The 12278-nt window shown below is 67.2% G+C and carries 12 protein-coding genes; 3 read left to right on the top strand and 9 right to left on the bottom strand.

Going from position 1 to position 12278, the window contains the following annotated elements:
• Nucleotides 1–51: 51 nt before the first annotated feature.
• Complete coding sequence (locus tag OID54_RS04760) at nt 52–1107, bottom strand: FecCD family ABC transporter permease (RefSeq protein ID WP_329014372.1); 1056 nt, start codon at nt 1105–1107, stop codon at nt 52–54.
• A 94-nt stretch (nt 1108–1201) separates the two neighbouring features.
• Nucleotides 1202–2236: an ABC transporter substrate-binding protein gene (locus OID54_RS04755; protein ID WP_329014370.1), complete on the bottom strand. Its 1035-nt coding sequence runs from the start codon at nt 2234–2236 to the stop codon at nt 1202–1204.
• Between the two features lie 165 nt (nt 2237–2401).
• On the opposite strand from OID54_RS04755, the gene OID54_RS04750 reads away from it, so the two are divergent.
• Nucleotides 2402–3175 carry a helix-turn-helix transcriptional regulator gene (locus OID54_RS04750; protein ID WP_329014368.1) on the top strand — a complete coding sequence of 258 codons (774 nt, stop codon included), beginning with the start codon at nt 2402–2404 and terminating at the stop codon, nt 3173–3175.
• 436 nt (nt 3176–3611) lie between these two features.
• Nucleotides 3612–4346 carry a polysaccharide deacetylase family protein gene (locus OID54_RS04745; protein WP_329014365.1) on the top strand — a complete coding sequence of 245 codons (735 nt, stop codon included), beginning with the start codon at nt 3612–3614 and terminating at the stop codon, nt 4344–4346.
• Nucleotides 4347–4625: 279 nt separating this feature from the next.
• On the opposite strand, the gene OID54_RS04740 is transcribed toward OID54_RS04745, so the two are convergent.
• The 4 genes from OID54_RS04740 to OID54_RS04725 all read right to left on the bottom strand — a co-directional run bounded on the left by OID54_RS04740 (nt 4626) and on the right by OID54_RS04725 (nt 8291).
• A complete protein-coding gene (locus OID54_RS04740) occupies nt 4626–5438 on the bottom strand; it encodes an alpha/beta fold hydrolase (protein WP_329014363.1) in 813 nt (270 codons plus the stop codon).
• A 251-nt stretch (nt 5439–5689) separates the two neighbouring features.
• The gene (locus OID54_RS04735) at nt 5690–5995 is read right to left on the bottom strand and encodes an alpha/beta fold hydrolase (protein WP_329014360.1); all 306 of its coding nucleotides are present in this window, start codon (nt 5993–5995) and stop codon (nt 5690–5692) included.
• Nucleotides 5996–6609: 614 nt separating this feature from the next.
• Entirely contained in the window at nt 6610–7116 is a 507-nt protein-coding gene (locus tag OID54_RS04730) for a hypothetical protein (RefSeq protein ID WP_329014357.1), read from the bottom strand.
• A 767-nt stretch (nt 7117–7883) separates the two neighbouring features.
• Nucleotides 7884–8291 carry a hypothetical protein gene (locus OID54_RS04725; RefSeq protein WP_329014354.1) on the bottom strand — a complete coding sequence of 136 codons (408 nt, stop codon included), beginning with the start codon at nt 8289–8291 and terminating at the stop codon, nt 7884–7886.
• A gap of 313 nt (nt 8292–8604) precedes the next feature.
• Here OID54_RS04725 and OID54_RS04720 point away from each other — a divergent pair, with 313 nt between their 5' ends.
• A complete protein-coding gene (locus OID54_RS04720; protein WP_329014351.1) occupies nt 8605–9180 on the top strand; it encodes an AMIN-like domain-containing (lipo)protein in 576 nt (191 codons plus the stop codon).
• Nucleotides 9181–9274: 94 nt separating this feature from the next.
• On the opposite strand, the gene OID54_RS04715 is transcribed toward OID54_RS04720, so the two are convergent.
• The 3 genes from OID54_RS04715 to OID54_RS04705 all read right to left on the bottom strand — a co-directional run bounded on the left by OID54_RS04715 (nt 9275) and on the right by OID54_RS04705 (nt 12277).
• Nucleotides 9275–10057 (bottom strand): IclR family transcriptional regulator, encoded by a 783-nt coding sequence (locus OID54_RS04715; RefSeq protein ID WP_329014348.1) that lies wholly within the window; start codon nt 10055–10057, stop codon nt 9275–9277.
• 103 nt (nt 10058–10160) lie between these two features.
• Entirely contained in the window at nt 10161–11285 is a 1125-nt protein-coding gene (locus tag OID54_RS04710) for an ABC transporter substrate-binding protein (protein ID WP_329014344.1), read from the bottom strand.
• A 131-nt stretch (nt 11286–11416) separates the two neighbouring features.
• A complete protein-coding gene (locus OID54_RS04705; protein ID WP_329014342.1) occupies nt 11417–12277 on the bottom strand; it encodes an ABC transporter permease in 861 nt (286 codons plus the stop codon).
• Nucleotide 12278 lies beyond the last annotated feature (1 nt).

Here is a 12278-nt window from a genome sequence, read left to right as displayed (position 1 = left end):
CTCCATCGGCCGACCGGACCCTGCCGGACGGTTCCCCCGAGATGTCTCCCTTCACAACCCGCTCGCCTTTCGACGTCGTACGAGTGCGATCAGCGCGGGTGCGCCGATCACGGCGGTCAGGATCCCGACCTCGATCTCTCCGGGGCGGGCGATCACCCTCCCGAGCACGTCTGACGCGAGTATCAGTACGGGGCCGGCCAGCGCGGAGTAGACGATGATCCACCGTTGGTCGGGTCCCACGAACCAGCGCACAATGTGCGGCACCATCAGACCGATGAACGCGATCCCACCGGTGAGAGCCGTTGCACCGCCGGCCAGCAGGGTCACAGCGATGACCCCCAGGATCCTCGTACGCAGCACCTTCGTCCCGAGCGAGACGGCGAGGTCGTCGCCGAGGGCGATCGAGTTCAAGGACCCCGAGACCACAACCGCGATCAACAGTCCGACGGCGAGAAGCGGAGCGACTACGACCGTGTCATCGAGGCTCGTCCGGGCGACGGACCCGAGCCCCCAGTTGCGGATCGAGCGGAAGGTCTCCGGGTTGATGAGGGTCAGGAAGGTGCTGAATCCGTTGAGCACCGCGCCCAGGGCCACGCCGGCGAGTACGAGTGTCACCGGTGAGGCCGTGCCGCGCGTGGCCGAACCGATGAGGTAGACCAGCACCGTCGCGATCGCCGCCCCCGCGAACGCGAACCAGATGTAGCCGGTGATCCCGGACAGACCGAAGAACCCCACTCCGAGCGTGACGGCGAACCCTGCGCCGGCGTTGACCCCGAGGATGCCAGGGTCGGCGAGCGGATTGCGGGTCAGTGCCTGGATCGAGGCGCCCGCCACCCCCAACGCCGCACCCACGGCGATGCCGACGACCGTGCGCGGGACCCTGAGGGTCCAGACGATGACCGATGCCTCCGACTTGTCCGGGTGCCAGAACCCCTGCCACACCTGGGAGAGGGGTACGTGGTTGGCCCCGACGGCCAGGCTCGCCAGCACGCTCGCCGTCAGTACGAACAGCAGCAGCGCCAGCCCGAGGAGGCGACGCGGTGCGCTGATGTCCCGACCGAGGCGGGGGACGGACGAGTGGCCGGCGACCTCACGAACGATCGTCATACGCGGACGACCGTCCCACCCGGGCCGTTGTGTCCCCTTCCGGGACGGGCCGGGAGGCCGACCGTGCCGGGTCGGCCTCGCATCGTGATGTGGTTCAACGGATCGCCTTCACACCGAATTCGGCGAGCTGCTCGATCAGCCAGGGCACGCTCAGCACGCTCTGGACGTTCAGTCCCCACGCGAAGTGGTTGGTCGATGTCTTCTTGTCCTCCGGATTGATGACCGCGCGTCCGTCCGCCACTGCCGGGACGGCCTTGACCAGCGGGGCATCGACGAAGTAGCCGGGGTTGCCGGAGGTGCTGAGCAGCAGGAAATCGGCGTCGATCAGCCCGACGAGTTCATCGCTGATGGTGCCGTCCTTGGTGAACTTCGCGGCGGCCTTCGGCAATGCGAACCCCAACTGTCGCAGCAGGAGTGCGGTGTCGGAGCCAGGGGCGCTGGCATAGTACGGGCCGTACTTCTCGTCGTACACGATGACGTGCGTCGCGGTCTTTCCCCTGAACTCGGGATGGGCGGCGCGCGTCTGCGCCACGTGCTTCTCCGCCGCTGCGACGGCCTTCCCGGCAGTGGCCGTGAGGTCGAGCGTGCTGCCCAGCTTCTGGGTGAGCTCCTGCCAGCTCAGCTCGCCCTGAGCCGCGTAGAGCACGGGAGCGATGGCACTGAGCTTGTCGAAACGAGCCTGGTCGAACGTCTCGTAGGCGGCCAGGGCGACGATGAGGTCGGGGGAGGCGGCAGCCACCGACTCGGCGGACACCTCGGTTCCCGCTTCCGCGTCCCAGAGCGTGTTGATGCCCGCGGTGTCGGCGTCGTCGAGCCAGGGGTTGCGGTCGACCGTCGAGGGCGCGAACACCGGTGTACCGCCGAGGGCGATCAATGCATCGGTGTCGAGGGTGTTGGCGGTGACGATCGCGATGCGCTGCGGGCGCTTGTTGAGCTTGGTGTCGCCGAACGGCGTCTTCAGGGTGAGCGGGTACTTCGTGGTGCCCTCGGCAGCGGGGAGGGAAGCGGAGGCACCGGCCGAGGTCTTCTGTGCGGCGGGTTCACCGGAAGTCCCACATGCTGTGATCAGTGCCAGGCCGGCTAGGACGGCGCCGACCAGGCGGCTGACGCGTTGGCGGGGAGTGTGCATGGCGTGCGTGGGCCTTCCGGTTGGTGGTGCTCTGTGCCAGCCCTGCGCGATGACCGAATGAACGGGGCGACACGGGCTGCCAACTATGGTTAGCCTTACCTATGTGATGTCTCCAGTGCGAAAAGCGACAACTTCGATGCAGATCATGACAACCGGAGTGAGCGGATGACCCCGCGCGGCAGGGAGACGAGATCGCACGCGCATCTCTCCTCGCTCGATTTCCCGCTCCACATCCCGAGCGTCGACATCCCCGAACGGGTCCATGACGATGAACACATGGCCCTCTGGCAGATCAGGGGCAGCACCCTGGTGCAGTGTGGCGAGACGGCTGTGGAGATCAACGAAGGGGAGGTCATCTGGTTGCCAGCGGGGACCAGGCACGCACTGGAGGTCCGTGCGAACTCCGTACTGTTCCCGCTCTCGATCTCGGTGGACGAGATCGCAACGGTGCTCACCGACATCACGGTCGTGTCCATCCGTAACGATGAGAAGATCTACTTCCTCGCCCTCCACCAGAGCCAGAGCACGATCATCCGACCGTCGGCGAACATCCAGCGACAGGTGTTGTCGATCCTTGAACGCCGTGTGTTGGCTCCCGACGATCTACCGCTGCCGACGAGCCCCGGTGCGGCAGCGGTGGCGGGTGCCCTCCTGTTCAACCCGGGTGATGACCGGCGCATCCTCGACTGGGCACTCGAAGTGCGAACCAGCGGTCGGAGCCTGGAGCGGGCATTCGTCGCGGAGACCGGATTGACGTTCGGGCAGTGGCGCACCAGAAGTCGTATGCATGCCGCAGCCCGGCTTCTGCGCGCGGGTTCGTCGGTGGTCTCGGTGACCCAACGAGTGGGCTACGAGGATCCCAGCAGCTTCGCCCGTGCCTTCCGTGACTTCTACGGAATGAGCCCCACTGAGTATGCGACGCCGGATCGACAGCTCTGATGGATCGTCAAAGGGCTCTACCCGTGCGGTATTTGCTTCAGTCGGTGCGATCGCTGGGTAGCACGGATCACTGAGCGCCGCCATGCCGGATGGCTCGTCACCGAAGGGGCAACACGCTTTTCGGTGACGGCCGTTGTGGCGGGAGATGAACCCTGCCCGGGTTTGTTGTCACAACAGATGACATGGCGGCGAAAGGCTGCTCGGAATCCGGTGATTAACACTCCACGACACCGCCTGCTCGCGTTCAATGGGCTCCGGCCGAAGCTCGCACGGACGTGCGAGAGGACCCGGCCTCGCGTGGAAGGGGCAGGGAATGGACCGGCAAGCGGGGGTCGGAGCACCACTCCCGAGACGGCGCGCACTGAGTGAATCCGCGTTCGAGCCTTCCCGGAACCGTCTCGTCCACGACGACTCGTCGATCGAGAGGACAATCGGAATGAAAATGCGAGGCAGGTCGCGGATATGGCTCGGCGCCGCCCTGGCGACGCTGATGTCGACGTTCGCGTTGGCGCCGGGAGCCGCACAGGCACAGTCACCTTCCGACTCCGGGAACCGTTGCTCCGGGGGCTATGTGGCACTCACGTTCGACGACGGCCCAACGGCCAGCACGCCCGCATATCTGAAGGCGTTGCGCGATGCGGGACGGGTCAGGGCCACCTGGTTCGTGACCGGCGCGTTGGCCTCTGCCGACCCGAACGGAACTCGTCGGATCGCTGCTGACGGCCACCGCATCGGCAACCACTCGTACACCCATGCAAACCTTGTGGCACTCGACGCAGCCACCGCGTTCGCGGAGTTGCGTGACACCAGCCGCGTCGTCCGGGAACAGACGGGCCGTGCGCCGACGCTCTTCCGGCCGCCGTTCGGGAGTACCGATGCCCGAACTCGACAGGACGCGGCGAGACTTGGGATGACCGAGGTGATCTGGACGGCCGACACGGTCGACTGGAGCGGTATTCCCACCGAGACCATCGTGGCGAACGCGCTCACGGTGCAGGCCGGCGGCATCGTCTTGCTCCACGACGGTATCCCGGCAACGCTCGCGGCCATCCCGAAGATCGTCGAGGGTCTGGCCGAACGCAATCTGTGCGCGGGTCGGATCGTGTACTCGGCCCAGCCGGTCCAGGCATGGCCCGGGCTGACCTTCCACGCCAAGGCCGCGCGCTGGTGATACGGGCGATCACAACGGTGAAGCCCGTGCCGACCGACGGGATTCGCCGTATCGTCCGCTGATCTCGCACTACGTCGTCGACCGTCCGCGGCCCAGAGACCCAGAGGCCGGGAACGCCGGACGGTCGACGATGCTCGCGGCGGCCACATCGCTGGCGTCCCGTCCCACGGGCGACTCGGCACCGGCACCTCGGCCGGTGTGAATCGGTGCCGTACCGGTTGTGCCAGCTACGACAAGACCCGGCAGCCCGATTCTGCCCGCAGGCGCTGAACGACAGCCTCAGACCGTCCCCCCGAGAGCGAATCGGCTGAGGAAATCCTGCACGTGCGGGGCCACTTCCCGGGCGAGGTCCTCCGTGGTGTGCAGGGACTGGGAGACGCTCACCGGTGCGAGGTGGCCGCGCGGGAGCATGCGAGCGACCTCTTCGGCCAGGGCAGTGGGGTGTCGTACGTCCGTGCCGGGGATGACGAGGACGGGGGAGCGCACCTCGCGTAGCTCCGTCACATCGCGGAAGGAGCGGTCGCGGCCGATGGCGGCGGCAGCGGCGATGCTCGCCGGGTCGGACCGGGGTATCGCATCTCGTACCGCCGCACCGACGATCGGCGGGAACATTTCCAGGATCGGGGCCCAGGCGGCCTCCAAGCCCTCGGTGGAGGCACGTTCGGCGAAGGCATCCAGGAAGGCGGTCTCCGCCTCCTTGGCGGCATCGTCCTCGATGTCCTCGACACCGATCAGGATGCCCGCGCGGACCCGTTCCGGGTGGGCGAGCGCGGCGCGCAGGGTGATCGTCGACCCCAGCCCGGTGCCGCCGACCACCGCCCTTTCGGTGCCCAGATGGTCGAGCAGGGCAATGACGTCCGACGTGTACTGGTCCCAGGTGTGGCGCAACGGGTCGGCACACCTGGAGCGGCCGTATCCGCGCAGGTCCGGGAGTACGACCGTATGCCGGTCAAGGAGTCGTTCGGCGAGGGGCAGCAGGCTGTGGTGGTCCGGACCGCCGCCATGCAGCAGCACGACGGTGCTTTCGCCGGTACCGCGAGCCACGGCGTACAAGGGGGTTCCATCGGCAGCGGTGTAGGTCAACTCTGTCATGGCGAGAAGCCTCGCCCAAGTCCCGCTGATTTGCCTACCTCCTACGCCGCGCACCCACGGGATCAAGACGCTGGTTGCGAGGGAAAACCGACCTCGAAACCCCGCGACCCTTCGCCGACGAGGCCATTCCTGCGGTCCGAGCCGCGGTCACAGCGCACTGAACCCAGGGTGGTGATGTCGTTGTCGTCTGACGAGGAGTACACCTGCCGAGGCTCGCGCCGGCCGTTTCCTTCGCTCGGCCTCGTTCTCCCTCAGTTGAGGATTCTGCGTATCAGCTCGATCATCTGGTCCGGATTGCCGATCCAGTCCATGTGGCCTTGTCCCTCGATCTCCGTCAGGGTGCTGCCGGGAATTCCGGCGTGCAATTGTCGCGAGCCCTCGATGGGAACCATCTCGTCCTGTGCGAAACCGATGACGGAAGTGGGTGCGGTGATCTTCGGAAGGATTTCTCGGATGTCGCTCCGGAGGGCCACTTCGATCTGCCGGGAGATTCCCGGCTCGGGCCAGGCGTGATTGTCGAGCGAGGCGTTCAAGCCTTCGTGGCCCCAACTGTTCACCGCGGGAGGGCTGAATCCGGTCCCGATTGGCCGGGACGATGGTCCTAGTCCCATGTGCCGAGTCGAATACGGCCTGCGGTGTACGGGAAATCTTCCGCGATAGGAGTACCGTTTTCGGCCTTGTGCGCCCCCAAGCCGTGGCGACCCAATCGGAGCGGCCGGATACGCGTCGGCGCATGCACTGTCCCGGGCGCGATGCCGTGGACGAACCGTGGGGAAGCCGTTGTGATCACGCCCGCCTCACGTTGTGCAGTGGGTCCGGTGACGGTGTTCTCGTCTGTCGATCCCCGACCACCGGGGCGTGCGGATGTCGCGCGTGTGTCGACTCACCTCTTGAGGAACGGTGCAGCGACACACGCGCGATCTTCGCCATGCGGTCTTGCCGTGTCTTGGGGAGAGGGCCGTACGGGACCCGAAGTCGGTGGGACGGTGCGGGGCGCTGGGTTCTTGCCGGCACCGGCTGCAGTCGGCCGGGGTCTGGCCGAGGAGGCGGCTACGCCCCCGCGCGGTTGCCGCACCACGCGGAGATTATTCCCTGAGTGTCCTTGCGCACGCTGTTGTCACCAGCCGGGGCGGGGCTCCCTTGACTGCTGGGGTGCGGTCCGGACGGCCTGTCAGTAGGCCCGGAGGAAGTACTTGGTGCGGAAACCGCTGACAGAGCAGTCGAGTGTGCTCTGTGTGTTCGTGTAGGTGAAGCCGGACGGAATGGTGCATGCCCACAGGCCCGTGCTGGGCGCCCGCAGGAAGTACTTGGCGCGGAAGCCGCTGACAGAGCAGTCGAGGGAGTTCTGCACACTGCTGTAGGTGTAGCCCGAGGGGATCGTGCACGCCCAGAGGCTGTCCGAGGGCGGCTGGACGAAGTACTGGGTCTGGAAGCCGGTGCCTCCACAGCTCAGTGTGCTCTGCGTGTCGCTGTAGGTGTAGCCGGGCGGGATGGAGCAGGACCAGAATCCGGCGAGGGCCCCGCTCTCCGCCTGGGTGATGGATCCGCGGCTGTCAGCGGCGGATCGCTCGGTGGGGGCTGTCGAGGCCGACGCGGTCGTCGGGACCAGCGCGGCGGCCAGCATCACAGCCGCGGAACCGCTACCGAGCAGAAGCGTACGAAGTCTCGATCTGATCATAGGGAAAGCACTCCTAGTTGGTCGTTCGTCGGACTGAACCAACGGGTGGGCCGACCGGATCTGTCCCTCGTGTCGGCCGCCGCAGTGCGTGCGTTCGAATGGTCACAGTTGCATAGGCCCCCGACAAGAGCGGTTCAGTGGGTTCAGTTTGATTCCGGTCGTTCTGAGTAATCGTCCACCTGCGTGTTCGCAGGTGGGACCCACTCCTGGCGCGCAACACCTCGGCCGAAACAACACCGCCCGCCCAAACGGCCCGGTGACAACTCGACCCAACAGTGCATTCACATCTGTCGGTCGACCGAACGGGCAGCCCTCGGTCCTGCGGAAACAGCTGGTGGCCAGGCACGATGAGTGCCGCCGGCGCCGAACTCCATTCGGGCGGCGTGGTGATGACACAACGGGCGTGTGTTGTGCGAGAGAAGTGGAGCCGGCCACTCCTGGTGCGGGGTACGGAACGGTCCTACCGTCCGGGCCGGGTCTTGTGCGCGATGAGGACGAGCGCGTCACCGCGAGTTGGTCGAAGTACTCGTCGCTGCTGAACGGAAGCAGCTCTGCTGCTGCCCGAGCGTTCGGTAGGTCCCACTCGGGATGGGCGTCGAGCAGCGGCGCGGGAACGGGTTGGCGGATGAATAAGCGTTCGGTCTCGTCACTGCCCGGCGTGACGCGTTCGTCGAGGGAGATGAGGGTGGCCCGGGGTGCGGCGCGGTACTGCTCTCGTGCTCCCTGGTAGACCCGGCGCATGGTTGCCCGCCAGTCGCCGGGGTGTGTCATGCCCGGCGATGCTCGGGGCGTGGGGGCGGTCCGTAGGCCAGGGCGAGGGCGTTCCGTACCGCGACGCGTCCGACCGCGCGAAAGGCTCCCGGGTGGGAGTCCACTTCGTGGACACGCATCGCGCGCAGCACGACCGCGACCGCCGCGGTGGTTCCCGAGGCCAAATCCGCCAACTCTTCGCGGATACCGGTGTCAAGTGCAGTGTGATAGGCGGATCGATCCTCCGTGCTGACGAATCCCCGGGTGTCCAGATGTGCGGATACCTCGAAGACGACGCCTTCCTCCCATGGCTCGAAGTCCACGGTGACCTCGGCGAAATCCGAGGGACAGCTCCGCTGGCGCGCGTACACAGCCCGGACCGATCGGATGGGGCAGGGCGGGAACACTCGGGCCTCTGAGTCCATGCGGTCACCGTAGTCCGACGGGGGTGGAAGACTGTCGGCCGGCGCCGGATCGTCGCCGCGCAGGGCCCAAGGGGAACGATTCGCCGTTCCTTCGCCGTGGGCGCCGCGGGGTGACTCACCGCCGATGCCCGATTCCCGATGGCCATGGCCAACCTGCGGCGACACGGAAGGCGTCGGGCACGCACGCGGTCGATATGTGTTCGACAGTTGAGTATGTGTGCGGATGTCGTTGAGCCCTTGCGGTGGAAGGGTGAAGGGCGCGGAGGGGTACCCCACCGCGGACAGTTCGAGTACTACGTAACGGAGGCAGATCATGCGACAGTTAGGAACGGTTGGCACGGTCCTCGTGCTGGCGGGTGCCGCACTCATGGGGACGACCGGAACGGCGGGTGCTGTGACGGGTCAGGCGGACAAGGCCCCCTCGGCGACGGTGTGTTCCACGCCTTGGGGAAGCGGCACCGAATCAGCGACCTCCTCGGTCGTCGAGACGCTGAAGAACATCCGGACGGGTCAGCACACGTGCTACGACCGCATGGTCTTCGACATAACCGGCGCCACCGGCAAGGTCGGCTACCACGTCAGCTACGTGAACGCCTTCCACCAGGACGGCACCGGCAACCAGATCCCGGTCAAGGGTGGCGCCATCCTCCAGATCTATGTGAACGCCCCGAGCTACGACCCGGAGACCGGCAGTGTCGTCTACCCGGGTAGGGGCGGGCAGCCGTTGCCCGGGGTGAACATCACCGGCTACCGGACCTTCAAGGACACCAAGTTCGGTGCGAGCTTCGAAGGGCAGACCCAGGTGGGCCTGGGCGTGCGCGCCAAACTTCCGTTCCGCGTCCTCCAGTCCGGCGACAAGCTGATCGTGGACGTCGCGCACACCTGGTAGGCGAACGAACACCAGGCCGCCCGGCCGCACTCTGGATGCCCCGGGCGGCCTGGCTCCGTCGAGCGGGCGTCTCGGGGCACCCGCCGGGCAGACTTCAGGCGATCATCTGTCCGATCGAGGCTGCGGCGCGGCGCAGGGTCTGAGCCAGAGGGGAGACGGAGTCCATCTGGTCACCGAGGTCGACCCCGGACACACTGATGGCCGCGACCGGCGCCTGGCGGCGGGAGAGGATCACCGCGGCGACTGCCTCGACACCGGGCACGGCCTCCCCCCGGGACAGGCCGACGCCGCCTGCCGCACGAACGCTGGCGAAGGTGTCGGCCAACTCGGCGGCCCGCTCCGCGCCGACCGTGTCGATAAGTCGGTCCGGCTCGTAGTAGGCCAGAATACTGCGGCCGGTCGCCGTGCTGTCGATGGGGAATGTGTCCCCCACGCTGAGTACGAGATCGAGGGGCGTACTGGGAGTCCAGATCCGCTCGATCACTGCGGACACATCGCCGACGGCGACGGACAGGTTCGCCGTCCAGGGCTGATCGGCGATGTCGTTCGCCTGGAGTTCGACCATGTACGGCAGGGCCAGTCTGCGCACCAGGAGATCGTCCAGGTAGCGGTTCGCCAGCAGGATGGACGCCGGGCCGACCCCGAAGAGGCCGCGCTCTTCGACCACCATGCCTTGGGGGAGCAGGGACCGCAGCAGCCGGTGGACCACGGTGCGGTCCAGGCCGGCGCTGCGGGCGATCTCCTGTACGGACATCGGCGCCGTGCTGTCCCGCAGGAGGTTGAGCAGGTCGAAGGCCCGGGTCACCGACTGGACCACTGACCGCCTGGCCACCGGTGCCTCGGGGACCTCGGGGGCCTGGGTCTGCTTCGTTGTCACGGGGCCTCCACGGCAAGGTGATGTCCGGGTCGGAGCAATGTGCGGAATGTGATGGCTCTGTGCGCAATACGTCAACACTATGCGTATTGCGCTGTCAATCTTGTCATGTCTGGTCCACCGGTTTCCAGCCGGTGGATTTGAGGGCCTCCTCCGCGAACCGCATGTCGAGGACTTCGTCGTAGGCGAACGCCTTGCCGTCGGTGTCGGCGACGAGCCGGTTGTCGAACCAGGCGGCCAGCGAGTCGCGGGGGACGATCGGGGACCGCCAGGAGAGCTGGACGAGTTTCCACGCGTACTCCCAGATGGGTTGTTCCAACTGGCTGAAGCGCGTCTTGCGGAGCAGCTTGCCCGCTTCCTCGGGGTTGTCTATGAGGGCACGCATGGCCTTGACGTCGGCACGGACCAGCGCGCGGTACAGATCGGGGTTGGCTTCGACGTCCTCGGTGCGCGCCTGGAGGGTCATGCCCTGGACACGTTCGGCGCCCTCGATCTCACCGGTCTGGTTGACCAGCAACTGCACGGCGCCGAATTCGAGGACGGCCTTCTCCGCGGCGGGCGGGACCCCGACGAAGCCGTCGATCTGCCCGTTCGCCAGTGCGGCCAGGGAGTTGGCGGCGGTCTGGAGGGGGACGATCCTGGCGTCCTTCGCCGGGTCGAGACCGGCTTGTCTGAGTGCGAGTCTGGTGAAGCCGTCGGTGATGCTGCCGGGTGCGGTGATGCCGAAGCGTCCGTTGCGGACCTTGCCGATGGCCGCCCGGCGCTCGGCGAGCGGGCTGTCCGCGGTGACGCCGACGCGATCGGCGAACTTCTTGCTGAGCACGAGGATCGACGGCATCGTGTTGGTGTGGGCGAGGAGGACCTTGAGCCGCCGTCCCTTGGCGACCGCGGACAGGAGTTCACCCGGTGCCGAGAGATTGGCGTGGCCTTCTCCCGAGAGCAGTCCCGTCATCGCGGCCGGGCCGCCACCGAGGGGTACCCGCTTCACGGTGAGCCCCTCCTTCTTGTAGTACCCGTCGTCCTCGGCGAGGTAGCTCACCGACCACAGCAACAGGGAGTCCTTGGCGGCGTGTACGAGTTCCACCGTGCCGGAGCCGGCACCGGCGGGAGCCGGTGGCTTTGAGCACGAGGCAAGGAGCGGCACGGTGGCTGCTCCGGCCGCCCAGCTGAGGACCTTGCGGCGGGAGGGGCTGGGGAGTGAGGGGCGTATGTCGGTGCGTCTGGGCAGCATGAGATGACCTTTCGTACACGAGGGGGTGCGATTTCGGCCGTCGTCGGCGCGGGGCGCCGGGGGTTCCGGTGGCGCCCCGGAAGCAAGGGGCAGCCGTCGGGTGGTGGCGGTTCGGAAGCGAGCGGTGGTGCTCAGGCGGTGGCGGGGCGCCAGCGCAAGGTGCGGCGTTCCAGCAGCCCCACCGCCCCGGTGAGGGCGAGGCCGAGCACGGTGGTCACCAGCAGCGCGGCGAACGAGCCCGCGGTGTCGTACTGGTTGGCGGTGACCGAGATGAGGTAGCCGAGACCCTCGTTGGAGGTGAACATTTCGGCGACCACGGCGCCGATGAGGGCGAACGGCACCGACATCCGCAGTCCGGCGAAGACCCAGACGAGGGCCGATGGGATGAGGACCTGTCGTACTGCGTCGAACCGGGAGGCGCCCATCACCCGGATCACGTCGATCAGATCACGGTCGACGTCACGCGCTCCGGCGAAGGTGTTCATGAAGACCGGGAAGAACACCAGGGTGGCCGCGAAGAGCACCTTGGTCTCCAGGCCGATGCCGAACCAGAGAATGAACAGCGGGATGAGCGCGACACGCGGGATGGAGTTGAACGCCACCAGGAAGGGATCGAGGGTCCGGGCCACCAGCGAGCTGACGCCGAAGAGCAGCCCGACGGCGATTCCGGCGGCGGCTCCGGCGACGAAGCCGAGTGCGGTCTCCACCAGCGTGGCCCAGACGGCGGGCAGGAGTTGTCCCTCCCCGGCGAAGTCGACCAGCGCCGACCATACGGCGCCAGGACTGCTGATCCAGAACTCCGACACCAACCGACCCGATGCCAACTCCCAGGAGCCGAGGGCCAGCAGGGTGAGCGCCACCCGGGCGACGGTGACGACGAGGGTCCTCCTGCGCCGCTCACGGATGCTGGGGTCGACGAGGAAGACCTCGTCGACCGGGTCCGCAGTGCCGATGCGCTTGCCGCCGGTGGAACTGAGGGTCGTTTCGGTCATG

This window comes from Streptomyces sp. NBC_00690, assembly GCF_036226685.1.
GTDB lineage: Bacteria > Actinomycetota > Actinomycetes > Streptomycetales > Streptomycetaceae > Streptomyces.
The sequence above is the reverse complement of the archived record's forward strand: the minus strand, read 5'-3'. Positions and strand labels throughout refer to the sequence as shown.

Coding starts and splice junctions, on each gene's coding strand:
- OID54_RS04760 (WP_329014372.1), bottom strand. CDS start 1,107: ATGACGATCGTTCGTGAGGTCGCCGGCCACTCGTCCGTCCCCCGCCTC.
- OID54_RS04755 (WP_329014370.1), bottom strand. CDS start 2,236: ATGCACACTCCCCGCCAACGCGTCAGCCGCCTGGTCGGCGCCGTCCTA.
- OID54_RS04750 (WP_329014368.1), top strand. CDS start 2,402: ATGACCCCGCGCGGCAGGGAGACGAGATCGCACGCGCATCTCTCCTCG.
- OID54_RS04745 (WP_329014365.1), top strand. CDS start 3,612: ATGAAAATGCGAGGCAGGTCGCGGATATGGCTCGGCGCCGCCCTGGCG.
- OID54_RS04740 (WP_329014363.1), bottom strand. CDS start 5,438: ATGACAGAGTTGACCTACACCGCTGCCGATGGAACCCCCTTGTACGCC.
- OID54_RS04730 (WP_329014357.1), bottom strand. CDS start 7,116: ATGATCAGATCGAGACTTCGTACGCTTCTGCTCGGTAGCGGTTCCGCG.
- OID54_RS04725 (WP_329014354.1), bottom strand. CDS start 8,291: ATGGACTCAGAGGCCCGAGTGTTCCCGCCCTGCCCCATCCGATCGGTC.
- OID54_RS04720 (WP_329014351.1), top strand. CDS start 8,605: ATGCGACAGTTAGGAACGGTTGGCACGGTCCTCGTGCTGGCGGGTGCC.
- OID54_RS04710 (WP_329014344.1), bottom strand. CDS start 11,285: ATGCTGCCCAGACGCACCGACATACGCCCCTCACTCCCCAGCCCCTCC.
- OID54_RS04705 (WP_329014342.1), bottom strand. CDS start 12,277: ATGACCGAAACGACCCTCAGTTCCACCGGCGGCAAGCGCATCGGCACT.